This is a genomic window from Erythrobacter sp. NAP1, assembly GCF_000152865.1.
Taxonomy (GTDB): Bacteria; Pseudomonadota; Alphaproteobacteria; order Sphingomonadales; family Sphingomonadaceae; genus Erythrobacter.
The window spans coordinates 912,815-936,912 of record NZ_CH672390.1 but is presented as its reverse complement, the minus strand read 5'-3'; the positions used below and the strand labels follow the sequence as shown (position 1 = coordinate 936,912).

General features: G+C 59.8%; 23 protein-coding genes and 3 tRNA genes. 10 read left to right on the top strand and 16 right to left on the bottom strand.

Features of this window, described 5'->3' with window-relative positions:
* From NAP1_RS04340 to thyA, 8 genes are all read right to left on the bottom strand, one after another.
* Complete coding sequence (locus NAP1_RS04340; RefSeq protein WP_162013461.1) at positions 1-531, bottom strand: SRPBCC family protein; 531 nt, start codon at positions 529-531, stop codon at positions 1-3.
* Complete coding sequence (locus tag NAP1_RS04335) at positions 524-856, bottom strand: helix-turn-helix transcriptional regulator (RefSeq protein ID WP_007164017.1); 333 nt, start codon at positions 854-856, stop codon at positions 524-526. The genes NAP1_RS04340 and NAP1_RS04335 overlap by 8 nt, the downstream gene beginning before the upstream one ends.
* Positions 857-981: 125 nt before the next feature.
* Positions 982-1,058: transfer RNA gene (locus NAP1_RS04330), tRNA-Asp, on the bottom strand.
* A gap of 103 nt (positions 1,059-1,161) precedes the next feature.
* Positions 1,162-1,731 carry a YdeI/OmpD-associated family protein gene (locus NAP1_RS04325; protein ID WP_007164016.1) on the bottom strand — a complete coding sequence of 190 codons (570 nt, stop codon included), beginning with the start codon at positions 1,729-1,731 and terminating at the stop codon, positions 1,162-1,164.
* A gap of 34 nt (positions 1,732-1,765) precedes the next feature.
* The gene (locus NAP1_RS04320; RefSeq protein ID WP_007164015.1) at positions 1,766-3,061 is read right to left on the bottom strand and encodes a dihydrolipoamide acetyltransferase family protein; all 1,296 of its coding nucleotides are present in this window, start codon (positions 3,059-3,061) and stop codon (positions 1,766-1,768) included.
* A 6-nt stretch (positions 3,062-3,067) separates the two neighbouring features.
* Positions 3,068-4,126: an alpha-ketoacid dehydrogenase subunit beta gene (locus NAP1_RS04315; protein ID WP_007164014.1), complete on the bottom strand. Its 1,059-nt coding sequence runs from the start codon at positions 4,124-4,126 to the stop codon at positions 3,068-3,070.
* Positions 4,123-5,427 carry a 3-methyl-2-oxobutanoate dehydrogenase (2-methylpropanoyl-transferring) subunit alpha gene (locus NAP1_RS04310; RefSeq protein ID WP_007164013.1) on the bottom strand — a complete coding sequence of 435 codons (1,305 nt, stop codon included), beginning with the start codon at positions 5,425-5,427 and terminating at the stop codon, positions 4,123-4,125. The genes NAP1_RS04315 and NAP1_RS04310 overlap by 4 nt, the downstream gene beginning before the upstream one ends.
* Before the next feature lie 72 nt (positions 5,428-5,499).
* Positions 5,500-6,468, bottom strand: coding sequence for a thymidylate synthase (thyA, locus tag NAP1_RS04305; protein ID WP_007164012.1), 969 nt, complete (start codon positions 6,466-6,468; stop codon positions 5,500-5,502).
* 103 nt (positions 6,469-6,571) lie between these two features.
* Between thyA and NAP1_RS04300 the strand changes: the two genes are divergently transcribed.
* Positions 6,572-6,648, top strand: a tRNA-Pro gene (locus NAP1_RS04300).
* A 17-nt stretch (positions 6,649-6,665) separates the two neighbouring features.
* Here NAP1_RS04300 and NAP1_RS04295 read toward each other — a convergent pair.
* A complete protein-coding gene (locus NAP1_RS04295) occupies positions 6,666-7,121 on the bottom strand; it encodes a DUF3429 domain-containing protein (protein WP_007164011.1) in 456 nt (151 codons plus the stop codon).
* Between the two features lie 59 nt (positions 7,122-7,180).
* Here NAP1_RS04295 and NAP1_RS04290 point away from each other — a divergent pair, with 59 nt between their 5' ends.
* The 3 genes from NAP1_RS04290 (at position 7,181) to NAP1_RS04280 (ending at position 9,816) form a co-directional block, all read left to right on the top strand.
* Positions 7,181-7,954 (top strand): SDR family NAD(P)-dependent oxidoreductase, encoded by a 774-nt coding sequence (locus tag NAP1_RS04290; RefSeq protein WP_007164010.1) that lies wholly within the window; start codon positions 7,181-7,183, stop codon positions 7,952-7,954.
* Positions 7,955-8,089: 135 nt separating this feature from the next.
* Positions 8,090-8,272, top strand: a complete 183-nt coding sequence (locus tag NAP1_RS04285; RefSeq protein WP_040464239.1) for a YqaE/Pmp3 family membrane protein — start codon at positions 8,090-8,092, stop codon at positions 8,270-8,272.
* A gap of 164 nt (positions 8,273-8,436) precedes the next feature.
* The gene (locus NAP1_RS04280) at positions 8,437-9,816 is read left to right on the top strand and encodes an AarF/ABC1/UbiB kinase family protein (RefSeq protein ID WP_007164008.1); all 1,380 of its coding nucleotides are present in this window, start codon (positions 8,437-8,439) and stop codon (positions 9,814-9,816) included.
* Here NAP1_RS04280 and NAP1_RS04275 read toward each other — a convergent pair whose 3' ends face one another.
* Positions 9,817-11,577: a DUF885 family protein gene (locus NAP1_RS04275; RefSeq protein ID WP_007164007.1), complete on the bottom strand. Its 1,761-nt coding sequence runs from the start codon at positions 11,575-11,577 to the stop codon at positions 9,817-9,819.
* 67 nt (positions 11,578-11,644) lie between these two features.
* Between NAP1_RS04275 and NAP1_RS04270 the strand changes: the two genes are divergently transcribed.
* On the top strand, positions 11,645-12,133 hold the full coding sequence (locus NAP1_RS04270) for a low molecular weight protein-tyrosine-phosphatase (protein WP_040464237.1): 489 nt from the start codon (positions 11,645-11,647) through the stop codon (positions 12,131-12,133).
* Here the strand turns inward: NAP1_RS04270 and NAP1_RS04265 are convergent.
* On the bottom strand, positions 12,121-12,837 hold the full coding sequence (locus tag NAP1_RS04265) for a hypothetical protein (protein WP_007164005.1): 717 nt from the start codon (positions 12,835-12,837) through the stop codon (positions 12,121-12,123). The genes NAP1_RS04270 and NAP1_RS04265 overlap by 13 nt on opposite strands.
* 78 nt (positions 12,838-12,915) lie before the next feature.
* Positions 12,916-14,979 carry an ATP-dependent DNA helicase RecG gene (recG, locus tag NAP1_RS04260; RefSeq protein ID WP_007164004.1) on the bottom strand — a complete coding sequence of 688 codons (2,064 nt, stop codon included), beginning with the start codon at positions 14,977-14,979 and terminating at the stop codon, positions 12,916-12,918.
* A 54-nt stretch (positions 14,980-15,033) separates the two neighbouring features.
* On the opposite strand from recG, the gene NAP1_RS04255 reads away from it, so the two are divergent.
* Positions 15,034-15,312, top strand: coding sequence for a succinate dehydrogenase assembly factor 2 (locus NAP1_RS04255; protein ID WP_007164003.1), 279 nt, complete (start codon positions 15,034-15,036; stop codon positions 15,310-15,312).
* Positions 15,313-15,380: 68 nt separating this feature from the next.
* Positions 15,381-18,872 (top strand): transcription-repair coupling factor, encoded by a 3,492-nt coding sequence (gene mfd / locus NAP1_RS04250; RefSeq protein ID WP_007164002.1) that lies wholly within the window; start codon positions 15,381-15,383, stop codon positions 18,870-18,872.
* Here mfd and NAP1_RS04245 read toward each other — a convergent pair.
* Both NAP1_RS04245 and NAP1_RS04240 read right to left on the bottom strand, forming a co-directional pair.
* Positions 18,869-19,963 (bottom strand): redoxin domain-containing protein, encoded by a 1,095-nt coding sequence (locus NAP1_RS04245; protein ID WP_007164001.1) that lies wholly within the window; start codon positions 19,961-19,963, stop codon positions 18,869-18,871. The genes mfd and NAP1_RS04245 overlap by 4 nt on opposite strands.
* 84 nt (positions 19,964-20,047) lie before the next feature.
* Positions 20,048-20,902 carry an EAL domain-containing protein gene (locus NAP1_RS04240; protein ID WP_007164000.1) on the bottom strand — a complete coding sequence of 285 codons (855 nt, stop codon included), beginning with the start codon at positions 20,900-20,902 and terminating at the stop codon, positions 20,048-20,050.
* Between the two features lie 173 nt (positions 20,903-21,075).
* Between NAP1_RS04240 and NAP1_RS04235 the strand changes: the two genes are divergently transcribed.
* A complete protein-coding gene (locus NAP1_RS04235) occupies positions 21,076-21,915 on the top strand; it encodes an NAD kinase (protein ID WP_007163999.1) in 840 nt (279 codons plus the stop codon).
* Positions 21,916-22,023: 108 nt separating this feature from the next.
* Positions 22,024-22,098 (top strand) — tRNA-Asn (locus tag NAP1_RS04230).
* A 71-nt stretch (positions 22,099-22,169) separates the two neighbouring features.
* On the opposite strand, the gene NAP1_RS04225 is transcribed toward NAP1_RS04230, so the two are convergent.
* A complete protein-coding gene (locus NAP1_RS04225) occupies positions 22,170-22,553 on the bottom strand; it encodes a tyrosine-type recombinase/integrase (RefSeq protein WP_007163998.1) in 384 nt (127 codons plus the stop codon).
* 8 nt (positions 22,554-22,561) lie between these two features.
* Positions 22,562-23,368 (bottom strand): hypothetical protein, encoded by an 807-nt coding sequence (locus NAP1_RS04220; RefSeq protein ID WP_156777195.1) that lies wholly within the window; start codon positions 23,366-23,368, stop codon positions 22,562-22,564.
* A gap of 358 nt (positions 23,369-23,726) precedes the next feature.
* Here NAP1_RS04220 and NAP1_RS04215 point away from each other — a divergent pair, with 358 nt between their 5' ends.
* The gene (locus NAP1_RS04215) at positions 23,727-23,972 is read left to right on the top strand and encodes an AlpA family transcriptional regulator (RefSeq protein ID WP_007163995.1); all 246 of its coding nucleotides are present in this window, start codon (positions 23,727-23,729) and stop codon (positions 23,970-23,972) included.
* The last annotated feature ends 126 nt before the right edge of the window (positions 23,973-24,098 follow it).

Genomic DNA, 24,098 nt, shown 5'->3' with positions numbered 1-24,098 from the left:
CTAGGCGATACGCCGTTCGTACTCGGCCTCGAGCCGTTGGTCGACCACCCAGAAGTCGCTCCTGCGAGGACCAGTGAGCACCTCGGCGAGCAGGTCGAAATGGCCGTGCCAGCCTGCGAAAACGCCCACCAGCATTTCACGGCCGACGATGCCGTCATGCGTAAGCCTTAATCGCGTGGAGGCATCGTCGATGGCAGACAGCGAAATCTCAACCTTGCTCGATCCCCCTCCAGCCGATTCAAACCACGTAAATGCGAGGTGCTTTGGCGGATCGTACTCGAGGATCTCGCCGCGATGCGTTGCAGTCTCTTCCGAGGCGTATTTCTGCGGCGGAGGGCTTTCAGCAAGGCGGCGGTGGTCGAATTCGAACACGATCTCGCCCCCGACCCTGTCATCGGTCGAACCACTACAGAACCAGAGTTTGCGCTTCTCTGGGTCGACTAGGAACTGCCAGACCTTCTCGATCGGAGCGTCGAAAATGCGTTCGAACTCGAGGCTTTGCGGCCCCGTCTGCCTTCCATAGTCACTCATCGCCATCCTCCTTCAAAGCTGTGTCGAGCGCATCAAGCCGCTCGCTCCAGAATTGCGCGTACCGTTCGACCCAATCGCGCGCAGCCAGCAGAGAGTCGGGCTGCAAAGTACAGACCCGTTCGCGCCCGCGCTTGTGCCGCGCAACGATCCCGGCCTTTTCAAGCACGCCGACATGTTTGGATACGCCCGCCATGCTCATCGCGAGCGGTTCGGCCAGCTCGCTCACCGTCAGTGGCCTCTGCGACAATCGCTCGACCATCATGCGCCGCGTCGGGTCACTCAGAGCGTGAAACACCAGATCGGCTTGCGATTTATGTTCAACCATATGGTTAAGTAATCATCGCGAGCCGTGAAAGTCAACCAATTGGTTGAGCATCTCGCACAGACACAGCTAAACCCCCCGCGCAAAACACGAGAGGATAGACTGCCATTTTCTGGAAATGTCCCAAGTGGCGCGAGTGACGGGACTCGAACCCGCGACCCTCGGCGTGACAGGCCGATACTCTAACCAACTGAGCTACACCCGCGCATCTTTGCGGCGTCAGCGCCCTTGGGAGACGCGCAGATAGGGCCGTGCGCGAACCCTGTCAACAAAGCATCGCACCTTTTTTCACGCGCGATGAAAAACTCTCAGCAGTTCTCGTATTTCCAGTTCCGACGCTTGCCCTCACCGATCCATTCTGCTGCCTGAGCCACGCGCTTTTCGCGGGTCGCTTCGCGTTTCGCAGAGGTGATCCAGTCGATGTAGTCACGTCGCTGGGCGTCGGTGAAACCATCGAACACGGCACGGGCGCCAGCAGTCGAATCGATCGCATTGGCAAGATCGCTGGGCGTATCGAGCGCCGCCTTGGGCTTTGGCTTAGAGGTTTTTGGCGATTGGACCGCGACCGCAGAATCGCGGAATTGCTGCATCAGGTCTTCATCGCCCGGCAATTCGTCGATGGCGGTGAGTTTGCCGAAATTACCCATCCCGCCGCCTGCGGTGACGGTGCTGCAGACCATGACCGACGCATGCTCCTTGAACGCCGCCATTCCGACCGCGTTCTTACCGTTCACGGTGAAGTACGGCATGCCCCATTTCAGCACTTCCTCACCATCGGGAAGCGCGTCGTGAGCCAGATCGCGCACATGCTTCAGTATCGGCTGAGCAAAGTCAGCCTGCCGCGCGATATACGCGTCGACTTTCGGATTGCGCTGCATGAACTCCTCCCTCCTCGAGGGAGCAGACTACACCTCAATCTGACAGCAGCAAAACCGGCGTTTCGATGAGCTTCTTCACGTCCTGGATGAAGCTTGCCGCGTCGTATCCGTCGACCACGCGGTGATCGCAGGAAATCGAGATATTCATGAGCTTGCGCTTCTCGATTCGCTCACCGCCCTGCCCGTCAGAGACGAACATGGGGCGTTCGATGATACGGTTAGGTCCGATGATGGCGACTTCGGGACGGTTGATGACAGGAGTGGTCGCAACACCGCCAAGCGGTCCGAGCGACGTGACTGTGATCGTCGAGCCTGAGAGCTCTTCCGACTTCGCCGAACCATCGCGCGCAGCATTTGCAAGACTTCCGATCTCGGTCGCCAGCTGCCACAGATTGCGAGATTGTGCGTCGCGAATGACCGGGACCATCAGGCCGTTGTCGGTCTGCGTCGCCATGCCCATGTGCACGCTGCCGTGGCGCGTGACGACATTCGCCTCGTCATCGTAGCGCGCATTGATCATCGGATAATGCGGGATCAGCTTGCAGAACGCCGTGATGAGCAGCGGCAGCATCGTAAGCTTCGGCTTGTCGCCACGCGCGCTGTTGAGGTCGGCTCGCATCGCTTCCAATGCGGTGACGTCGCATTCTTCGACATAGGTGAAGTGCGGGATGTTACGCTTGGCCGCGCTCATGTTCTGAGCGATGCGTTTGCGAAGGCCGATGACCTTGATCGGCTCGTCCTCGCGGGTGCGGCCAGCGGGCGAATACCCACCGCCCGAATTGTAGGCGATGAACTGATCGAGATCGCCGTGGCGCACGCGGCCATCTTCGGCAGGCTTCACCCGCGAAAGATCGACGCCGAGATCATTGGCACGCTTGCGCACGGCAGGCGATGCGAGAACCTTGGCTGCTGTTGCAGCAGGCTCGGATGCGGGCGTCGGGCTAGGAGTTGGAGCCGGTGCAGGCTCGAGTTCAGGCTCAGGCGTGATTGTGGGATCGGGCATCGGGGCCGACGCTTCTTTCGGCTCTGCTGCGGGTTCAGGAGTGGGCGCTGGTGCGGCCTCCTCTTCAACCTCGTCGGAAACTTCGCCTTCGACCTCGACCACCAGTAGCATCGAGCCAACCGCGACCACGTCGCCGACTTCGCCTGCCACTTCGAGGACCTTGCCATCGACCGGGCTCTCGATGTCGATCGTCGCCTTGTCGGTCATCACGTCGACGAGATGCTGGTCCTCGGCAACGGTGTCGCCGACCTTGACCAGCCATTCGACGATCTCCGCCTCGGCCACGCCTTCGCCCACATCGGGCATGTTGAAAGTGAACTTCGCCATATGCGCTTAGTCCTTCAGAATCTTGTCGATGGCCTCGCCGATACGGACAGGGCCGGGGAAATAGGCCCATTCGAGGCTGTGCGGATAGGGAGTGTCGAAGCCGGTCACACGTTCGACCGGCGCTTCGAGGTGATAGAAGCAACGTTCTGTAACCAAGGCCGAGAGTTCGGAGCCGAAACCGCTGGTGCGGGTCGCTTCGTGAACGATGAGACAGCGCCCGGTCTTCTTCACTGAGGCCTCAATTGCCTCGATGTCGAGCGGGACGAGCGTGCGCAGGTCGAGAATGTCAGCGTCCACGCCCTTCTCGCGGCACACGGCCTCCGCCACATGAACCATCGTGCCATAGGCGAGCACGGTTAGCGCCTCGCCCTCTTGCACGGTGCGCGCCTTGCCGAGCGGGATCTTGTAGTAGCCTTCCGGCACCACCGAATCCTTGTGCTTTTTCCACGGCTCGACCGGCTTGTCGTAAAAACCTGAGAACGGGCCATTATAGATACGCTTAGGCTCAAAGAAGATCACCGGATCGTTGTCTTCGATGCAGCTGATGAGGAGGCCCTTCGCATCATAAGGCGTAGACGGGATCACGGTTTTGAGGCCCGATACGTGCGTAAAAATGCTCTCCGGCGATTGCGAGTGAGTCTGCCCGCCGAAAATACCGCCGCCGAAAGGCGAGCGCACCGTCATCGGCGCGATGTATTCGGTGGCCGAACGATAACGCAGGCGGGCTGCTTCTGAGATCAGCTGGTCGAGGCCGGGATAGATGTAGTCGGCAAACTGAATTTCCGGGACAGGACGCAGGCCATAGGCCCCCATCCCCACGGCGACACCGATGATCCCGCATTCGGAAATCGGCGTGTCGAAGACGCGGGTCTTGCCGTGTTTTTCCTGCAAGCCGGCAGTGCAGCGGAACACGCCGCCGAAATAGCCGACATCTTCGCCCATCACGATTACGTCGTCGTCACGCTCAAGCATGATGTCGAGCGCTTCATTGATCGCCTCGATCATGTTAATCCGGCGTTCGGCCTGCGCCTCTGCGGACGCATCGGTTTTCACATCGGTGCTCATGCGTCGGGCCTTTCCGAACCGAATTTCGTAATCCGCTCACGCGTTGCCTGCTCGGCCTGTTCCTTGAGGTGCCAGGGCAGCTCTTCGAACACGTCTTCGAACATGGTGTGGAACGGATGGTGGAGGCCGTGGCCGAGGATGCCGTTCTTCTCGGCTTCCTTGGTGGTCTTCTTGACCAGCTCGGCAGCTTCGAGATCCATCTTTTCCTGGCGCTCTTCGTCCCACTCACCGATTGCGATGAGGTGGTTCTTGAGGCGCATGACCGGATCACCCAGCGGCCATTCCTCACGCTCTTGCGCAGAGCGATATCCGGATGGATCGTCCGAGGTTGAGTGACCTTCGGCGCGGTAGGTGAAGTATTCGATCAGGGTCGGGCCCTGATTGGCTCTCGCGCGGTTGGCCGCCCACTGCTGCGCTGCGAAGCATGCGAGCGCATCGTTACCGTCGACGCGCAGGCCCGCAAGACCATACCCAAGAGCGCGTGCAGCAAAGGTGGTGCGTTCGGACCCTGCGAAACCCGAAAAGCTCGAAATCGCCCACTGGTTGTTGATCACGTTCAGGATCACAGGCGCGTTGTAGACAGTCGCGAAGGTGCAGGCTGAGTGGAAGTCGCCTTCCGCAGTAGAGCCCTCGCCCACCCAGGTTGCAGCGATCCGGCTGTCGCCCTTGATCGCGCTCGCCATCGCCCAGCCGACTGCCTGTGGCGTCTGCGTTGCGAGGTTGCCCGAGATCGAGAAGAACGAGTGCTCGCGGCTCGAATACATGATCGGCAGCTGACGGCCCTTCAGCTTGTCGCCCTTGTTCGAGTAGATCTGGTTGATCATTTCGATCAGCGGATAACCGCGCGCGATCAGGATGCCCTGCTGGCGGTAGCTCGGGAATACCATGTCGTCCGATGCCAGCGCCATAGCAGCAGAAATGCTGGTCGCCTCTTCGCCGGTGCACTTCATGTAGAACGATGTCTTGCCCTGGCGCTGACCACGAAACATGCGCTCATCGAAAGCGCGGGTCAAAGCCATATGGCCAAGCATCGTGCGCAGGGTTTCGGGGTCCAGCTTGGGGTCCCAAGGCCCATGCGCTTTGTTGTCATCACCCAGTACGCGGACGAGGCCGTAGGCCAGGTCCTTCATGTCCTCAGGCTTGGCGCCTTCGTCGGGGCGCGGCTGCGAGCCGGCTTCGGGAATGTCGAGTTCGGAAAAGTCGACCGGATCGCCGGGTCGCGACTTGGGCTCTGGTACGTGCAGAGCGAGCGCCGGGCGATTGTCGCCTTTGGGGGACGGATTGTCGGCCGCATCGGCCATAGATTTGCTCTCCCAAGAACAGTTTCAGGAGGGCAGCTATGTCAGCAAAATGCGGCGGTCAAGCGGCGGTATTCAGACCGCAACAGGAGCCTTGATAGGAGGCAGCGGCGCGTAATCATCAACCCGGAAATCCTCGATTTTGTAGTCGAATATTGTTTCGGGCTTTCTGGTGATTTCGAGACGCGGGTTGCCGGTGGGCTCGCGGGTCAGCTGCTCCTCGATCAAATGCGCGTGGTTCAGGTAGAGGTGGACGTCTCCGCCCATCCATATGAGTTCACCCGCCTCAAGACCGGTCTGCTGCGCCATCATCCGGGTCAGCAGCGCCGCCGACCACAGGTTGAAGGGCAGGCCAAGCGCAACATCGCAGCTGCGCTGATAAAGGAGGCAATTGAGGCGCTCCTTCCCTTTGGCCCCTGCAACATGGAACTGGTAGGTCTTGTGGCACGGCGGCAGCGCCATGCGGTCGAGTTCGGCGACGTTCCACCCTTCGATGATGTGGCGGCGGCTGCCAGGATTGTTGCGTAGGCTTTCGACCACTTCGGCGACTTGGTTGATCCCCTCGCCCTTCTCGTAGAGGCCATCCTTGCGATAGCGATAGGTCGGCCAGTCGACCCACTGCTTGCCGTAAACGGGACCAAGATCGCCCCATCTTTTCGCAAAGCCCTCATCATCGGCGATGCGTTTGACAAAGTCCTCTAACGCGATCTCGTCGCCGGTCTCGCGCACGTAATTGGCGTGCGGCCACTCATTCCAGATCTTCACACCCTGTAGCACCAGCGGGCGGATATTGGTCTCGCCGGTCAGGAACCACAGCATCTCGCGCGTAGCGGTCTTCCAGTAGACGCGCTTGGTCGTGAGCAACGGCATTGCGCCGTCGGCAAGATCGTATCGCAGCATTGCCCCTGCGATCGAGCGCGTACCCGTGCCCGTGCGATCCATGCGCTCGCTCCCCCTCTCCCAAATCTCGCGCATAAGATTGAGGTATTGCCATTCGGGATGAGCGGGCTCGGTAAGCTGGGTTGGAATCGACTGAGAGGCCATGGGGCGAACTATAAGGTGCAAAAGTGCGCTTGCCACCCGCGCTATCCACACTTATAGGCGCGCCCCTACCGCATGAACGCGCTCGCGCTCATGCCATCTGAGTCGGGAAGTAGCTCAGCCTGGTAGAGCACCGTCTTCGGGAGGCGGGGGCCGGAGGTTCGAATCCTCTCTTCCCGACCAACACATCTTGCCAGAAACTAGACGATCCGATCGGCAACGAGGCCGAGCGCGATCGTCAACAATCCCAAGCCGACCGACAATTGCACTCTTAGCTGCATGAAATCCTTCGCAGCAAAACCGAGCCAGCGGTCGACCAAGGGAGAAAGCACGATCAGCGCGCCGAGATAGAGCAGCGCCGGTCCCGGCCAGCCCCATCCGAAGCTCCACGGTAAAAACAGCGCCACCGCAATCAGGCTGGGCATGACCGAGACCAGATATGCTCCAGCTCCGCCCTTGCCGCTCGCGATGGATTGTCCCCACCACACTCCGCCAAGAAAGCTGAAGATCGCCGCTGCATAGGCAAACCCGCCAGCCAGAGCTGTGTAGGCATATTCATGGCCCGTAGCAGCCAGCGTCACGCAGATGATTTGCGGCAACAGGCCTGCATAGCCGAGCCAACGTGATGCGGGGGTTAGCGAAGTGGTGCTGTCCATTGTTTTGTCCGGTTACTCAGTCTTGCGGCCCTAAGCCAATTGGGTCACTCCTGTGAACCATGGATATGTTTGATCTTTCAGGCCGCACGGTCGTCGTCACCGGTGGCAATTCCGGGATCGGTCTTTCGATGGCCAGAGGCCTCGCCAAAGCAGGAGCCGATATCGCCATCTGGGCACGAGATACGCAGAAGAGTGCTTCTACGGTTTCAGAGCTCGATGCTTTGGGTTCCGGAGAGGTGATCGCGTGCGCCTGCGATGTCACTGATGAGACGACGATTGAAACTGCCACTCAAGACACGCTCGACGCGTTAGGCCGGATAGATGCAGTCTTCGCCAATGCGGGACGTTCAGGTGCTGGAACGCGGATTCCCGACATCACTGCCGAAGGTTGGGACGCCACGATGGCGGTCAACACACGCGGCGCAGCGCTCACCTACAAGCACGTATCGCGTCACATGATCGAGCGGGCGGAAAGGGGCGACCCCGGCGGTAAACTCATCGTCACCTCCTCGGATCAGTCGATCATGGGGGTGAACAAAAGCTCCGATTACGCGGCATCGAAGGCTGCGGTGAACGGCCTCACGCGCGGCGCAGCGTTCGAACTCGCTCGATATGGCATCACTGCCAATGCGCTTCTTTTCGGATTTTACGAAACGCCGCTGACGGCGGCTGCCAATCCGAAGTTCGGCGAGTGGATTGCAAAACGCGTCCCTCTTGGCCGGTTCGGCGATCATGATGGACTGGAAGGCTTGGCAGTCTTCTTCGCCTCATCGCACAGCGACTACATTACCGGGCAGAGTCTACCGGTCGACGGGGGCTTGTGCATCAGCTGAGCCCCTATTTACACTTAGCTAGGCGATTGGTTCCACTTGAGATTTCTCGGAACGAAGCTGCATTTCCAAGGGTAAGATAGGCGTAACCAAGGCGAGGCATTCGCCGCAAACGCAAATCTAGGAGCCCCACCCATGATGGAACTTATCGCACTTATCGCCACTATCCTTCTTCCGCCGCTTGGCGTCGCAATCAAGAAGGGCCTCGGCACTGATTTTCTGATCAACCTCGTGCTGACCCTGCTGTTCTTTATTCCGGGTCTCATCCACGCGATTTATGTGAACTATATCGCAGGCGGAACGCGCGCATCGCTCGCCTAATCCGGTACTGAATTCGGTCAGTGACCTGACCTGATAGAAACGGCCCCGCCATCCTTTATGGCGGGGCCGTTCTTGCATCTGGCGCAACCTTCATCTCGAGGGTCGCGTATCTAACCTCGATTGTTTTTCTGGGCTTTCCACCCACACACCCTATCTAGAGCGCCATGCCTGACGACAGCTTCGACAATTCGCCAAAAAATCGTGCTGACAGGAACCGGGAACGTGCCGTGCCCTCGGGCCGGATCGCGCGCTTCGGGACCTTTGGAAGGCTCGTCGGCGGTGTCGCTGGCGGGATGGCTGCGGAGGGCGCACGCCGGCTCACGAGCGGAGAGCCGATCAATCCGCGCGACCTGATCCTGACGCCGGGCAACGTGAAGCGTATGACCGATCGCCTCTCGCATCTTCGGGGTGCGGCGATGAAAATGGGCCAGATGATCAGCATGGATGCGGGCGATTTCCTCCCGCCGGAATTGTCCGAGATTCTCGCTCGCCTGCGCGATCAGGCCAATTTCATGCCCACCAAGCAGCTCGACAGCGTGCTGAAGGCCGAATGGGGCAATGACTGGCGCCGCCAGTTCAAGTGGTTCAACCCGCGCCCGATTGCGGCGGCCAGCATCGGTCAGGTGCACAAGGCCATGACCCGCGATGGCGAGGAACTGGCGATCAAGGTCCAGTATCCCGGCATTGCCAAGAGCATCGACAGCGACGTCGACAACGTGATGACGCTGCTCAAGGTTGCAGGGTTCGCCCCGCCGGAGCTTGAAATCGACAAGCTGCTCGCGGTGGCGAAAAAGCAGCTTCACGAGGAAGCAGACTATCGGCGCGAAGGCGAGCAGATGGAGCTCTATCGCCGCACGCTTGAAGGCGAAGAAGGCTTTGTCGTCCCCCGTCTCCACGAAGGACTAACGCGCGGCTCGATCCTCGCGATGAGCTTCGAGGATGGCGTTTCGATCGAGCGGCTCGATGAAGAGGCGCCAGAACGCCGGGACGAGGTGATGACCCGCCTCATGAAACTGGTCGCGCGCGAATTGTTCGATTTCGGGATAATGCAGACCGACCCCAACTTTGCAAACTACCGCTTCCGCCGCGACACAGGCGAGATCGTCCTGCTCGATTTCGGTGCTTGTCGCCCCGTCGATCCCACCGTCGCAAATGGCTACCGCAACATGCTCAAAGCCGGGCTTGCTGGCGATCGCGATGAGGTCATCAAGGCGACGATCGAATCCGGTTTCATGATGCCGATCGTCTACGAAAAGCACCCCGAGCGCGTGGGACGCATGGTCGACATCGTCATTGGCGAGATGCGCGAGGACAAGCCGTTCGACTTCGGCGACCGCGCGTTCGTCCCACTGCTGCGCGACGAAGGTTGGGAAATCGCGCAGGATAAGGACACCTGGGCCTTCCCTCCAATCGAGACGTTATTCGTTCAGCGCAAGGTATCTGGCACAGCCCTGCTCGGCGCGCGGCTTAAGGCGCAGGTCAATGTCAGAAAGATAGTCGAGGAAGTGCTCGGCTCGACCGAGCCCTTCCCCGTTCCAGCCTGATTACTCAGCGAGCTGCGCCGCGATCCACCGATCAACGTGCCCTTCGAGCACGTCGAGCGGGATCGATCCGTTTTCCAGCACGGTATCGTGGAAGTCACGCAGCGAGAATTCCGCGCCCAGAGCTTCCTCCGCCCGCATGCGCAGTTCGCGGATCTTGAGTTCGCCAACCTTGTAAGCAAGCGCCTGGCCCGGCCATGTCATGTACCGATTGACCTCTGCGTCGATGTTACCCGGCGAAAGCGCAGTGTTGTCGAGCATGTAGTCGACCGCCTGCTGCTTGCTCCATCCCTTTGAATGAAGCCCCGTATCGACGACCAAGCGCGTCGCGCGCCACATCTCGTAGGACAGGCGCCCCATCTGCTTGGCCGGTGTGTCGTATAGCCCCATCTCGATACCGAGCCGTTCGGAATAAAGCCCCCAGCCCTCAACAAAAGCAGTGAAGAATGTACCGTTGGCGCGCAGCGGGTGGATGTCGAGTTCCTGCTGGATCGCGATCTGCAGGTGGTGCCCTGGAACTGCCTCATGTACGCCAAGTGCAGGCAATTCCCAGAGCGGTCGTTGGTCCAACTCGGTCGTGTTGATGCGATAGATGCCCGCCGAACCTGTCTCCAGCGAACCCGGCTCGTAATACGCGGTCGTATTGCCCGGTGCCTGCGCGGCGGGAATGGGCGACACCGTGTAAGGATTGCGCGGCAAGCGCCCGAAAAGCTCAGGCATGAAGCCGTCAATATGCTTGGCGAGCGCAGCGACGTAGCGGACATACGCGTCCTCGTCGGTCATGTAATATTGCGGATCAGTGCGCAGGTGCTCGATATAGGCCTCGCGGCTATCGAAGCCTGCCTCTGCCGCGACCTCTTCCATTTCGGCGCGAATACGCGCGACCTCGGACAGTCCGAGATTGTGCACTTCGTCTGCAGTCATATCTGTCGTGGTGAAACTACGCACGCGATAGTCGTAGTAATCTTCGCCTCCCGGCGTTGCGGAAACACCGGGTACTCCCTCACGGCAATTGGGGGCGTACTCTTCGGTGTAGAAGTTCAAGAACTCGCGGTATGCCGGAATGACTGTACCGGTGATTGCCTCGCGCGCGCGATCTTGCAGTTCTGACCAGACTTCGTCGCTGAAAGCTGCAGGCCTTTCGCCCACGAATGGCCCCCAGAATGGCGTCTGTGTCGGGTCGTCGACGATTAACTGCCCGATGCGGGCATCGAGGCCTTCCATTGGTTCGCACGGTTGGGTCAGCCCTTTTTCCACAGCGATCCGGCTGCGCGCGATCCCGTCATCGTTGACTTCGCCATAGGCACCCAGCCGCGAAATGTAGCTTTCGTAATCGGCCAGCGTGAAAAACGGCGAGCCATTCGGCAGCGAGGTAAATCCGCTGAACCAGCCGCCGCGATTGGTGAAAAGGATGTAATAGTCGTGCTCATGTTCGCCTGCTGCCACCGCATCGGCGAGGCTAGAACGGATCACACCGAAATCGACCATCATCTCGGGCGAAAAGCCACTGGTATCAATGGCATCGAGGCGTTCGACAAATGCGCGCGCCTCCTCGATCGAGCGGATATGCGCCTCCAGCGACCAGTCACCAAGCTTGCCGTCGCCGCGTCGATCGCCGACGCTGGTGGCAAGCTGCGGATTGTTGTCGAGCCGCCATTCCCACACTTCTTCGCGCACGGCCTCATAGTCTTCGACCGGACCTGCAAGAACAGGCGAAAGGGGTAAAGCTGCAGCGATCAGGCCGATCAAGAATTTGGAGGACATTATCTTAACCTCTTTTTTAGCACGGTAATTATTGCGTTGTCGGAAAGTCTTACACTACACAGCCACCATGACACGGGTCGATAACCACGTTCCCAAGGTGCTCTTTGTGTGCCTCGGGAATATTTGCCGCTCTCCCATGGCGGAAGGCGCTTTGCGAGAAGCAGCGGCGGCGGCTGGTATCGAGCTGCAAGTGGATTCGGTTGGGACTGCCGCCTACCACATCGGCGAAAACCCCGATCCGCGAGCCATCGCTACGGCGCGCTCGCATGGTGTCGATATTTCGAAGGCTCTTGGTCGGCAGCTGACCGAGGCAGATTTCCACGACTTCACCCATATCCTTGCTCTCGATAAAGCTAATCTGGCCGGGATCAAGGCGCGCAAACCCAAGCACGGAACGGCGAAGGTCGATCTTTTGCTCGACCTTGTTCCGGGCCGTGAGGGAGAGTCTGTGCCCGATCCCTATTACGGCGATGAAGATGGTTTCGAGCAATGCTGGCAGACGATCAGTGAGGCGGTCGAAGCGCTGATTGAGAAGCTTGGATATCACACCGCCTGAGGCTTTTGGGATCCGCGCGTTGGTCCCGCGAACCGATATTGCGCGTAAAAAAGCATGACCGCGCCAAGCAGCACCGGCCCAGCCACCAGCAAGGGATCGGGCAATTCGTAAAACCCGGCGGTTTCAAACTCGACGAGCGGAGCGCGCAGCACGATGACGAATGCCCAGATCATACGTGCCAGATGCCTCCCCACGCGCAATCTGGCACGATCATGCTGGCGAAGGTGCCAATTGATGTCCCCGCCAAGCAGGATCAACGGGACGAGCAGTACCACGACCGGACCGATAGGAGGCACTAGGCCCGACATCACATTAGGCAGGGCAATTGCCAGGAACGCGGCAACGGCAGCCACCTCGATCACGCTGAGCGCGACCTCTGCGCTGCGCACATTTGCGCTCGACGGCTTGAGCGCCAGCCAGGCCGTGATCACAGCGTAGGACGACGTCACTGCATTGAGCGCGAGCGGCGCGATAAACTCCCTTGCCAGCATCACCAATGCCGTCACGCCGATCAGCAAGACCGATGCGATGCAAACCTGCCCTGCGCGAATATGCAGCCGGCTTCCCTTGGTCGCGAAAAATGCGACCAATGCCGCCACGAACCAGATCCCGCCAACGATCATGTGTCCCTGATACTCAACAAGCGAGTATGGCACCGGATCGAAAAAATCGATCGGATCGGGCGCGAACAATTGAGTAGCCATGCCTGCCCCTTCCACCACCCAAGGTTGCGACTGCCTACCACTCTAGCAGACCGTGGACAAATGAAGGCGTTCCGCCGCCTATCCTCCACGCAGCAATTGCACGCCCCAGTCGCGCTCGAACAGGTAGAGCAGCACCCGTGCCGCCTCACCGCGCTGCGATGTCAGACCTCCGTCCCGGTCTATCAGCAAGCGCGCGTCGGCGTGCGCTGCGGGCAGGAGCTTTTGCACTTGCTCCAGATTGGCGATCCGGAACGCTGCCTCGCCCGACTGGCGTGTGCCGAGGAGCTCTCCACCGCCGCGCAATTCGAGATCTTCCTCGGCGATGCGAAAGCCGTCCTGCGTCTCGCGCATGAGAGCAAGCCGCTTGCGACCTGCCTCGCTGAGTTCGCCGCCGCGCAGCAGCAGGCAGACAGATTTTTCGCTCCCCCGCCCCACGCGGCCGCGCAATTGGTGAAGCTGCGCTAACCCAAATCGTTCAGCCTGTTCGATGACCATCAAAGTTGCCGAAGGCACATCGACGCCTACCTCGATCACGGTGGTCGCGATGAGGAGCTTGGACCCGCCGCTGGCGAACCTTTCCATGTTCGCATCCTTGATTTCCGGGCGAAGCTGTCCGTGGACCAGGACAACGTCGTCCCCAAACCGCTCTTTCAGCGAAGCATAGCGCGCCTCGGCGGCGGCGATGTCGGCCGTTTCGCTATCCCGAACCATTGGGCACACCCAATACGCCTGCTGACCGGTCGCGAGATGGCGCTCGACCCCCGAAACGATATCTTCCATCCGCTCTTGCGCAACCACGCGAGTATCAATCGCCTGTCGTCCCGGCGGAAGCTCGTCGAGACGGCTCACGTCCATCTCGCCATATTGGGCGAGCGTCAGACTGCGCGGAATGGGCGTGGCTGTCATGGCAAGTGTGTGCGGCGCACGCTTGCCCTTCGCGGCGAGTGCGAGGCGCTGCTGCACGCCGAACCGGTGCTGCTCGTCAATCACCACCAGCGCCAGATCCTTGTACGTCACGCTGTCCTGAAAGATGGCATGAGTGCCGACGAGAATATCGATATCGCCGTTGAGCAGGCTCATCAGCAGCCCTTCACGCTCGCGCCCTTTCGCCCGGCCGGTGAGGATTGCGACTTCGGCGCCGGTCGGAGCGGCCATCTTGCGCAGGGTTTCAAAGTGCTGGCGCGCGAGGATTTCGGTCGGTGCCAGCAATGCCGCCTGCTTGCCCGCTTCGACTGCGATCAACATCGCTTCGAGCGCCACCACGGTCTTGCCTGCGCCCACGTCTCCCTGCAGCAAACGAAGCATCGGCGCTTCCTGCTGAAGATCGCCTTCGATCTCGCTTACGGATCGTTTTTGTGCGCCGGTCATCTCGAACGGCAGATCGAGGCGGTCGCGCAAACTTCGATCACCCTTGAGCGGTTGCCCGCGTTTTCGCCGACCGTCCGCCCGTACCAGCAGCAAGGCGAGGCTGTTCGCGAGCAACTCGTCATAGGCCAGCCGGTCGCGCGCTTTTTCGTGCTGGTCCTTGTGCGCGAGGTGGAGCGCGTCATGCCAGTTGGGCCAGCCCTCGCGCTCGAATTGTCCCGGCTCGATCCATTCGGGCAGCTCTGGCAAACGCTCGAGCGACTGCGCCACCAGGCCAGCGACCCGTGGCTGCGTGAGCCCTTCAGAGAGTGAATAGACCGGCTCGTTCATCCGCGCGAGATGCGCTGCAGAATCCTTCTCGACATGGTCGGGGTGCACAATCTGGAGCATGTCCCCGTACCGATCGAGCCGCCCGGCGATCCAGCGCTTCTCTCCAACGGGCAGCTGCTTTTTCGCCGTGTAGGACGCCCGCCCAAAATAGGTGAGCGCGCACATATTGCCGACTTCGTCCTGAGCCATCACCCGGTACGGCCCGCGACCCGGATTGCGCGCGGCGCGATGCTCCGTTGCGGTCAGCGCGACAATGACCTGCTCGCCTTCCGCGCCTTCATCGAGGTTGGCAATCGCGCGGCGCGTCACGAAGCGTTCGGGCAGGTGGTAGGCCAGATCCTTGACCCGCGTCAGTCCCAGCTTCTCAAGCGGCTTTGCGAGCTTTGGCCCCACTCCATCGAGCGTCTGGCTTTCAGCAAACAGCGGGTTGAGAATGTCGGGGCGCATGCACAAAGCCTATACGATCTTGAACGTGCCTTGCGAGTGCCTTACTTCACTCGCATGCCTGATATGCCCACCTTAGAAACCCGCCTCGCTCGCGCCAAATTCCGTGCCTGGCACCGCGGCACGCGCGAAGCGGATTACATGATTGGTGGCTATTTCGATCGCTATCACGCCGAATGGGGTGAGAAGGAAATGGACTGGTTCGAGGACCTGCTCGCCGAAGACGACGTCGACGTGATGGCATGGGGCCTCAAGACGCAGCCCGTCCCGGAGCGGTTTCAGGGCGAGATGATCGAGAAAATGCAGCGTCTCGACTACGTCGACATCCCGAGCTAGGGCCGCGGCGTATCTGAATTCCTGCGGCAGCGCAGGAACTCCCGCCAACCCGAACGCTTTAAACTCACATGCCCGATCTCAACCGCATCCTTGCGGCCCAAGCCCCTCTGACCTTGTCGTCGCTTCCCCGCGGCGCGCAGCCGCTTGTCATGAGCGACCTCGCGCGCGCGGCGAAAAAGCGTGCCGTTTTCATCGCACCCGACGATGCAGCGATGCGTTCTGTTGCCGAGGCTGCGCGGTTCTTCGCGCCAGAGGTTGAGGTGCTCGAGTTTCCGGCATGGGATTGCCTCCCTTACGACCGCGCCAGCCCCGCGCTTTCGGTGAGTGCTGCGCGCCTGTCCGCGCTGTTCCGATTGCAGCACCCCTCAACCGGTTCGCAGTTGCTTGTCACTACGATCAACGCCGTCCTCCAGCGCGTACTGACCCCGTTTCGCATCCGAGAGAGCGTTCGAGGGTTCAAACCGGGAACCACCATTGGCCACGAGAGCCTCGCTGCATTGCTCACACGGCAGGGTTATACGCGCACAGATACGGTCGTCGATCACGGCGAGTTTGCGGTGCGCGGATCGATCGTCGACATATTTCCATCCTCGCTCGATGAAGGCCTGCGGCTCGACTTCTTCGGCGATGAGCTTGAAAGCCTTCGTCTGTTCGATCCGTCGACGCAGCGTTCGACCGGGCGGCTTAAGGATCACCTGCTCCTGCCCGCATCCGAAGCGCTTATCGACGAGGATTCCATCAGGCGTTTCCGCAGCCGATACCGCGAGAAATTCGGCGCCGCTGCCACGCAGGACCCGCTATACGAAGCGGTAAGCGACGGGCGGCGCTTGGCGGGAATGGAGCACTGGCTGCCGTTGTTCGAAGAACGGCTGGCAACACTGTTCGACCACCTCGCCGACGATGACGTCGTTGTGATCGACCAGGCGGCACTCGGAGCAGCCGAAGAACGGCTTTCCGACATTCAGGACTACCACGACCAGCGCGGACGCGTGGCGAGCGACAAGACCGGGTCCTACCGACCGCTTGAGACCGACGCGCTGTACCTGGCTAGTGACGAATTCCAGAGCGCCTTGGCAAAAGCGCCCGCGCACCGTGCCAGCGTCTTCGCTGCGCCCGAAGCGGAGGCGGTGCTGGACTTCGGCTTCAAGGCAGCGCGCGACTTCACGCCGGAGCGCGCTCGCGGCGACAATGTCTACGAGGCCGCTGCCAAGCACTTCAAGGCGATCGCGAAAGACGGGCGCAAGCCTCTTTTCGCGGCCTACTCAACCGGCAGCGCGAAACGCATCTCTTCGATCCTCGAAGAAGCGGGCGCGCCCACCGTCCTCGCAGAGAGCTGGCAGGAGGCGCAGGGTCTTGCGGCCAAGGGCCAGACTGCGGCGATGGTCCTGCCGCTCGACACCGGGTTCGCAAACGACAATCTGGAAGTCCTGACCGAGCAGGACGTGCTCGGTGATCGGCTCGTCCGGCGCAAGAAGAAGCGCAAGGATTCCGACGCTTTTCTCGCCGAACTTCAGGCACTCTCACGCGGCGATCTGGTTGTCCATGTCGAGCACGGCATCGGCAAATATTTGGGCCTAGAACCGGTTCCCGTCGGCAAGAGCCAGCACGATTGTGTCACGCTCGAATACAAGGGCGGCGACAAGCTTTACATCCCGGTCGAGAACCTTGAGGTTCTCTCGCGCTATGGCTCATCGGAAGAGACGGTACCGCTGGATCGCTTGGGCGGTGAGGCATGGCAGAAACGCCGCGCCAAGCTGAAGGAGCGCATCACCGCCATCGCCGGCGAATTGATGAAGGTTGCCGCCGAGCGCGCGCTCAAGAAAGCGCCGCGCTTCGAAGCAGAGGACGCAAGCTTCAACCAGTTCGTCGACCGCTTTCCCTGGGAAGAAACCGACGATCAGGATGCCGCCATCGCCGATGTCCTGCGCGACCTTGAAAGCGGCAAACCGATGGACCGGCTGGTCTGCGGCGATGTCGGCTTTGGAAAGACCGAAGTCGCTTTGCGCGCCGCTTTTGTCGCGGCGATGAGCGGCAAGCAGGTCGCAGTGGTCGCCCCCACCACCCTACTCGCCCGCCAGCATTACGAGAACTTCAAGCAACGCTTCGAAGGGTTCCCTCTCAAGCTTGGCCGCTTGTCGCGTCTTGTGTCGTCCAAGGAGGCAGCGGAAACTCGTGAAGGCCTCGCCAACGGTACAGTTGACCTCGTGGTCGGCACTCATGCGATTCTTTCCAAGTCCACCGAATTCAAGGACCTCGGCCTCGTTATCGTCGACGAGGAACAGCGCTTTGGTGTGACGCACAAGGAGAAGCTGAAGCAGTTACGCGCCGACGTGCACATGCTCACGCTGACCGCCACGCCGATCCCTCGTACATTGCAGATGGCCATGACCGGCCTGCGCGAGCTTTCCACTATCCAGACCCCGCCGGTCGACCGCCTCGCGGTGCGGACTTACGTGATGGAGTGGGACGACATGGTGATGCGCGAGGCGTTGCTGCGCGAACATCACCGCGGTGGACAAAGCTTCATTGTCGTTCCGCGCATATCGGACATGGCCGATGTCGAGGAGTGGCTGCACGAGAACGTACCAGAGGTCAAAGCCATCAGCGCGCACGGCCAGATGGGCGCTGCCGAAATCGAACAGCGCATGAGTGCATTCTACGATCGCAAATACGAAGTGCTGCTGTCGACGACGATCGTCGAATCCGGCCTCGACCTGCCGAGCGCCAACACTATCATCATCCACCGCGCCGATCGCTTTGGCCTTGCCCAGCTTTACCAGCTGCGTGGGCGCGTGGGCCGGTCGAAGCTGCGCGCTTACGCTTATCTCACCTACGAAAAGGACGTGCAGCTTTCCGAAGTGGCGGAAAAGCGCCTCAAGGTATTGGGCGATCTCGACAGCCTTGGTGCAGGCTTCCAGCTTGCCAGCCACGACCTCGATATTCGCGGTGCTGGCAACCTGCTGGGCGACGAGCAATCGGGCCACATTCGCGAGGTCGGATTCGAACTCTACCAATCGATGCTCGAAGACGCGATCCTTGCCGCGAAGGCTGGCGAGATGGGGCTCGAGAAAGCGCAGGACGCATTCTCACCGCAGATCACCGTCGATGCGCCGATCATGATCCCCGAGGATTACGTCCCCGACCTCGCTGTGCGCATGGCCCTCTATCGTCGTCTCAACCAGGCGCAGGACAAGGCCGAAATCGAGAGCCTTGCGGCAGAGATGATCGACCGCTTCGGCGACCTGCCGCAGCCGACCAAGAACCTCGTGCGGCTCATCGAGATCAAGCATCAGGCGATTGAGGCGAACATCGCCAAGATCGATGTCGGCGCGCGCGGAACGCTGGTGACCTTCCACAAGGACGACTTCCCGGACGGGCCGGGCCTAATCGCCTATGTCGACCGGCTCAAGGACACAGCCAAGCTGCGCCCGGACATGAAGCTTGTCATCAACCGCGCATGGGGCGACCCGGAAAGCCGTCTCAACGGATTGTTTCAGCTGACCAAGGGCCTGAGTGGAATCGTGCGCAAGGCGAAGAAGCGCGAAAAGCAAGCCGCCTAGCTGAACAGGTGAGAGATCAGGTTGTAACGCACACCCGATGTCGTCTCCTGAACCTCGTGCAAGAGTGAAGACGAGAAGACCATCGCAGTACCTGCGGGCACGCGGTAACCTTTCGGGCTGAACTCCTCAAAGGTAATTTCGCCGCCTTCATATTCATCGTTGAGGCTCATCGAGAGTGCAAACCGACGATGTGCACCGGGTGGATCGACATTGTCGCGGTGCCCCATCGCGATGCCTTCACGCTTGCCGACATAACGCGCAATATGCAGGTCCTCGCGCCGGGTCACATCGTAGGCGAAAGCTTTCTTGATCATCGGAGTGACGCGTCCGAAGATCCTTTCGTCAAGAAATCTCAGCGTATTGGGATCCTTGATAATGAGGTCGATCCGGTCCTGCCGATTGTGATCGTAGACCGGCACCTTGTAATTGCCTGAGATCTCCCCCGGCTGAGGCTTGCGCACCATGAAGGGCGTGTCTGTTTCGACCGATTTGACAAGGTTTCCGCACTCTTCCGGCGAAAGTACGTTGGGCACGATCAGGATAGGCGCGTGAGGCGGGCTCCAGCGCATTTCCTCGGCTGCTTGCGAATTTTCCAAAACACTCATGATCGTATCCAGCGTTGGGCCTGCGTCGTTGTCGATGTCGAAATAGGCGCGAATTTGGCGGAACGGCGTGATCAAGACCAGCCGCGTTGTCTGGTCTTCTCCCTTGTGAAGTCCGTATGAGGCGAAGAACGCTCCCGACGGATCGCTTGCGATAGGCCAAGGAAAGTTCGCCTCGCGCTTCATTTGCTTGTTTGCGCTTGCATCCGCCGAAGCGCTCACTGCGATCACGGTCGCATTAGCGTCCTCAAATTGCGCATCCAGATCGGCAAGCGCACGCAAGAGCGCAGCAGATTGCTCCGAATGAGGAACGCTCAGGAATGCGAGCAACAGATAGTGGCCCGACAGATGATCGTCGGCGAGGTTAATTTTCCTGCCCTGCTCATCGCGCGTCTCGAAGGGCATCGCCAGGGCACCGGGCCAGAGCGGTTGCACATAAGGCCGGATAGACGGCGCGGCGATCTCATATGTCGGGCGATTATCGGACATTGCTTTGCAGCTTCACGTAAACATGCAGCAGGTCAATGGCAGTGTAGAGGGGCTCGCGAAATTATGCCCACGCAGCGCACGCAGTCAGCCGTGGCCCTGCCCTCTTGCCGTGCGCGACAAGGCAATCACGTCGTCGCTCTTCATTGGCTGAGCACGCAGGAAGCCCTGCCAATAGTCGCATCCTTCCGCCTTGATCGTTGCGCGCTGAACGTCGCTCTCAATACCCTCGGCGTAGATTGCAAGGTCCAGCGCCTTGGCGAGCGCCATGATGGCCCGTAACACCGCCAGCGCCTTGGTGTCGCCAGGAATGCCATCGACCATGATCTTGTCGAGCTTGATCGCATCGAGCGGCAGCGCCCGCAAATAGTGGAAGTTGCAGAAGCCAGCCCCGAAGTCATCAAGCGCGGTACGAAAGCCAAGTGTACGCAGAGCATTGAGAGCCGCCGAAGCCTGTTCGATATTTCGAACAAGCAGATCCTCAGTGATCTCGAGCATAAGGCGCTCAGGTTCGATCTGGCTTTTCGCGATGCTCTCGGCGAAATCGGCGGCAAAGCGCGGATCGCCCAGCTCCTCGGGCGTGATATTGAGCGAAATGGTGAGATCGTGAGGCCAACTCGCTGCATCTTCAAGCGCCCTTGCAACGACATGCCGTGACAAGGGCGCCACGAGAGCAGCACGCTCAGCAATCGCAAAAAGGTCGCGCGCTCCGATCTCTCCAAGCGAGGGATGCTGCCAACGTGACAGTGCTTCGGCCCCGACCACCGCGCCTGTGCGACAACTGAATTGCGGCTGGAACAGCACTTCGATCTCGCGCCGGTCGAGCGCGCGCAATAGGTCCTGTTCGAGCGCCGATGCCTTTACCCCGGGCAGATTGCCCGGTGCACCGCCTCGCAGCGAGCCGGCTCCTGTCGTTCCTGTCGATGTGCGCCCGTTATTCATGCGGCTCCCTTATTCCCGCATTTCGCCAAAATCGCTCCCCAATTGCAATCCGCCCAAAATTGGAACATCAGGATAACTCATTAGTGCCTGTGGGGGGCGCGCTGCCAGCGTAGCATGGACAAGTAAACGCTTAGGCAAGGCGGATTTTTCGCGAAATTGTGCGGAGTGCGTGAATGGGGACTGCAGTGGACACCGACACCAATGGCAGCCGCTCGGGCGATGGTCCGGTGCGAGGCAATTTCGAGAAGGTCGCCCTCGTCGCTTCTGATTCGCCGCGCGCACAGGAAGCCTATTCCATGCTTTGGGCTCAGCGCGACTGGTGCGCGATGGAGGACGCCGATGCAGTGGTCGTTCTGGGCGGCGACGGCTTCATGCTCCAGACGCTTCACTCGATGATGGACACAGGCCGCATTGTTCCCGCCTATGGCATGAACCGCGGCACGGTCGGGTTCCTGATGAACCGATATGACATGACGAAGCCGGTGATGGAGCGCCTGAATATCTCGCGTGCCAAGACAATCACACCCCTGTGCATCACCGCGGTTACGCAAGCCGGCGAAAAGCACGAGATGTACGCGATCAACGAATTGTCACTGCTGCGTGAAACCCGCCAGACAGCGAAGCTTGAGGTCACTGTGGGTAGCCGCGTGCGTATTCAACAGCTGGTGGGCGACGGGGTGCTTGTCGCGACCCCTGCTGGATCGACCGCTTACAACCTGTCAGCGAACGGCCCGATCCTGCCGCTCGACAGCGGAATGCTTGCCCTCACCCCGATCAGCCCATTTCGCCCGCGTCGCTGGCGCGGAGCCGTTCTACCGGACGAAATGCGAATCAAGTTTCGCGTGCTCGAGCCGGTCAAAAGGCCGGTTGCAGCCGTCGCCGACCAAAAAGAGCTGCGCGATATCGCTGAAGTCACGATCGAGATCGCGCATGACTGCGACCTGGAACTGCTCTTTGATCCCGGACAATCACTAGCCGAGCGTATAGTCGCTGAACAATTCGCGGTGGATTAGGCTGATCGCGCAAGCGGGGCACGAAAACACGAATTCACCCCTTGCATTGCTCGCCGCGCCTGCATATAGGCTCGCCTCCGCTTCCCTCAATACCGCTTGGGAAGCTGCTCCCCGATAGCTCAGCGGTAGAGTAGGTGACTGTTAATCACTTGGTCGTTGGTTCGAATCCAACTCGGGGAGCCACTATTTTCAAAGACTTAGATCGAAATTTTGCACGGTGAGCTTTCTCCTGTGTACGCCGACTGTGTACTGCTTCAGTCCGACAGCCCACCATTCACGACGGTGAACTTCGGCTCAGATACCATTTCCATTGCAGCCCGCACGTCTTCACGGTTCGTGTTGGCGTACTTCTGTGTGGTCTTGATATCTGCGTGGCCAAGGAGCTGACGGGCAATTTCCAGGTTGGGAACTGCGCGGACCAGTCGCGTAGCTCCGGTGTGGCGCAAGTCGTGAAATCGAAAATCTCGCAAGCCCGCTTCCTTCACCACAGCGTTCCAGGGCTTGTATATCCCATGCTCGGTCCAAGGATACCGCTCCCCCTTTATCTGGCCGGTGGTGCGGTTCGTTTTCCGACACGTGTACGTGAATACCCGGTTGCAGCCTGCTACCCTTGGCTGAGCGTTCAGTAGTTCGACCATGGATATGGTTAGAGGTTCTCGTGGATGATCGGATCGTTGCCTTCGCCCTTGAGCGGGACGAACGCTACTTCCTCTTCAAAATCCACATTTTCCCATATGAGATCGAACACGGCTGTTTTCCGCGCGACGGATAGGATCGCAAATTGTACCGGGCCTTTGAGGTCTGGGTGCAGCTTCTCAATGGCCGCGAAAAGCTTTACCTGCTCTGCCTCGCTTAGTGTCCGAGTACGGTGTTTTTCGGCCTTGTTCTTGATTGCCGCCGACCAATCTAGCTGAGGGGTGCGAAAACCGCATTTGCTGGCATATCGGATCGCTGCGCGAAGGTGTGCTAGATCGCGGTTGATTGTAGTGTCTTTCACCGCATCGCCTTTCCGATTTATCATAAGCTTCCGCCGCGCGCGGAATGTCACTAGGTCGGGCAGCGTAAGGCGAGAGATAAGCATATTCGGGCCGTCCCCGATGGAAAGACAATACTCGGCGTTGATGCGACGACACTGCTTGTTGCGCCAATCCGCCTCCTTGGCGGCGCGATAGCGTTCCAAACACTGAGCCAGCGTTAGATCGCGCGATCCATCCGACATATGTCCAATGGCGTTTGCTTCTGCCTGGAGCCTCTGCCGCGCTTCTGCTCGCTTGATATCTACAAGTTTGGCAGCTTCCGAGGCCTCAACGCATCCGGTGGAGCCACGGAATGTCCTGCCGTCGATGACAAACTTGTACTGCCAGAATTCGCTTTCTGGCCGCGTATAGAGATATCTGCGCTTCGTCCCCGTTGGCATGTAGGCCTCACCTGGTAAGTGTTGTTCCGCTTCCACGCATCGAGATCGCGTTCGTCAACGCGAAAGCTGTTTTTCCCAACCCTCAGGCAGGGCATTTCCTCCATGAGCCTTCCGGCCTGCTTCGGGCTGATATTCAATTTGGACGCTATATCGCCCCTCGAAAGCATCGACATTGCGCGCTTCCAGCTATGATCCTTGTTAAAAGAAGACCGCTGAGCGTCCTCACACTCAGCAGCGATCTTCAGGATAGGATGAGAATGATTCCCAAGAACATGTGAAATGTGCTGATGGCTGTGGATAAGGGTAATGGTTCATTAGCGAATGTCAGATATATATAGCTCACTAGAGACTTGCCCACCGACGGATCGCAGGGCCAACTAGCCAAGGTCGATCCATGTCGTTGTCAAATCCACCAGCATCGAAAGAGTACCTCACGGTCAAAGAAGCCGCGGAGGTTGTGCGATTGTCCCGTGCCTATCTGGACAAGATGCGGTTAAGCGGCGGCGGCCCTAGATATTTCAAGGTTGGAGGCAGGGTTCTTTATCGCCGTGATGTGCTTGAAGCTTGGATCGAACAGCGTGAATATGAACGCACTAAGCTGTGGAAAGAGAAGTACGATCCCTATTCGCTGATTGAATGATTGGCGACCCTACAAACCCATTCGTTGATCGACCGATCGACCGACCTATACATCGACCGCCCCCTATGGGCCGCCTCCCCGGGCCGGCACGCTAGACTACGGGATCAGAGGTGTTTCTTCCGCTTT

Bases quoted from the DNA above. Each gene is read 5' to 3' on its own strand.
- NAP1_RS04340 (WP_162013461.1), bottom strand. From the start codon at position 531: ATGAGTGACTATGGAAGGCAGACGGGGCCGCAAAGCCTCGAGTTCGAA.
- NAP1_RS04335 (WP_007164017.1), bottom strand. From the start codon at position 856: ATGGTTGAACATAAATCGCAAGCCGATCTGGTGTTTCACGCTCTGAGT.
- NAP1_RS04325 (WP_007164016.1), bottom strand. From the start codon at position 1,731: ATGCAGCGCAATCCGAAAGTCGACGCGTATATCGCGCGGCAGGCTGAC.
- NAP1_RS04320 (WP_007164015.1), bottom strand. From the start codon at position 3,061: ATGGCGAAGTTCACTTTCAACATGCCCGATGTGGGCGAAGGCGTGGCC.
- NAP1_RS04315 (WP_007164014.1), bottom strand. From the start codon at position 4,126: ATGAGCACCGATGTGAAAACCGATGCGTCCGCAGAGGCGCAGGCCGAA.
- NAP1_RS04310 (WP_007164013.1), bottom strand. From the start codon at position 5,427: ATGGCCGATGCGGCCGACAATCCGTCCCCCAAAGGCGACAATCGCCCG.
- thyA (WP_007164012.1), bottom strand. From the start codon at position 6,468: ATGGCCTCTCAGTCGATTCCAACCCAGCTTACCGAGCCCGCTCATCCC.
- NAP1_RS04295 (WP_007164011.1), bottom strand. From the start codon at position 7,121: ATGGACAGCACCACTTCGCTAACCCCCGCATCACGTTGGCTCGGCTAT.
- NAP1_RS04290 (WP_007164010.1), top strand. From the start codon at position 7,181: ATGGATATGTTTGATCTTTCAGGCCGCACGGTCGTCGTCACCGGTGGC.
- NAP1_RS04285 (WP_040464239.1), top strand. From the start codon at position 8,090: ATGGAACTTATCGCACTTATCGCCACTATCCTTCTTCCGCCGCTTGGC.
- NAP1_RS04280 (WP_007164008.1), top strand. From the start codon at position 8,437: ATGCCTGACGACAGCTTCGACAATTCGCCAAAAAATCGTGCTGACAGG.
- NAP1_RS04275 (WP_007164007.1), bottom strand. From the start codon at position 11,577: ATGTCCTCCAAATTCTTGATCGGCCTGATCGCTGCAGCTTTACCCCTT.
- NAP1_RS04270 (WP_040464237.1), top strand. From the start codon at position 11,645: ATGACACGGGTCGATAACCACGTTCCCAAGGTGCTCTTTGTGTGCCTC.
- NAP1_RS04265 (WP_007164005.1), bottom strand. From the start codon at position 12,837: ATGGCTACTCAATTGTTCGCGCCCGATCCGATCGATTTTTTCGATCCG.
- recG (WP_007164004.1), bottom strand. From the start codon at position 14,979: ATGCGCCCCGACATTCTCAACCCGCTGTTTGCTGAAAGCCAGACGCTC.
- NAP1_RS04255 (WP_007164003.1), top strand. From the start codon at position 15,034: ATGCCTGATATGCCCACCTTAGAAACCCGCCTCGCTCGCGCCAAATTC.
- mfd (WP_007164002.1), top strand. From the start codon at position 15,381: ATGCCCGATCTCAACCGCATCCTTGCGGCCCAAGCCCCTCTGACCTTG.
- NAP1_RS04245 (WP_007164001.1), bottom strand. From the start codon at position 19,963: ATGTCCGATAATCGCCCGACATATGAGATCGCCGCGCCGTCTATCCGG.
- NAP1_RS04240 (WP_007164000.1), bottom strand. From the start codon at position 20,902: ATGAATAACGGGCGCACATCGACAGGAACGACAGGAGCCGGCTCGCTG.
- NAP1_RS04235 (WP_007163999.1), top strand. From the start codon at position 21,076: ATGGGGACTGCAGTGGACACCGACACCAATGGCAGCCGCTCGGGCGAT.
- NAP1_RS04225 (WP_007163998.1), bottom strand. From the start codon at position 22,553: ATGGTCGAACTACTGAACGCTCAGCCAAGGGTAGCAGGCTGCAACCGG.
- NAP1_RS04215 (WP_007163995.1), top strand. From the start codon at position 23,727: ATGTCGTTGTCAAATCCACCAGCATCGAAAGAGTACCTCACGGTCAAA.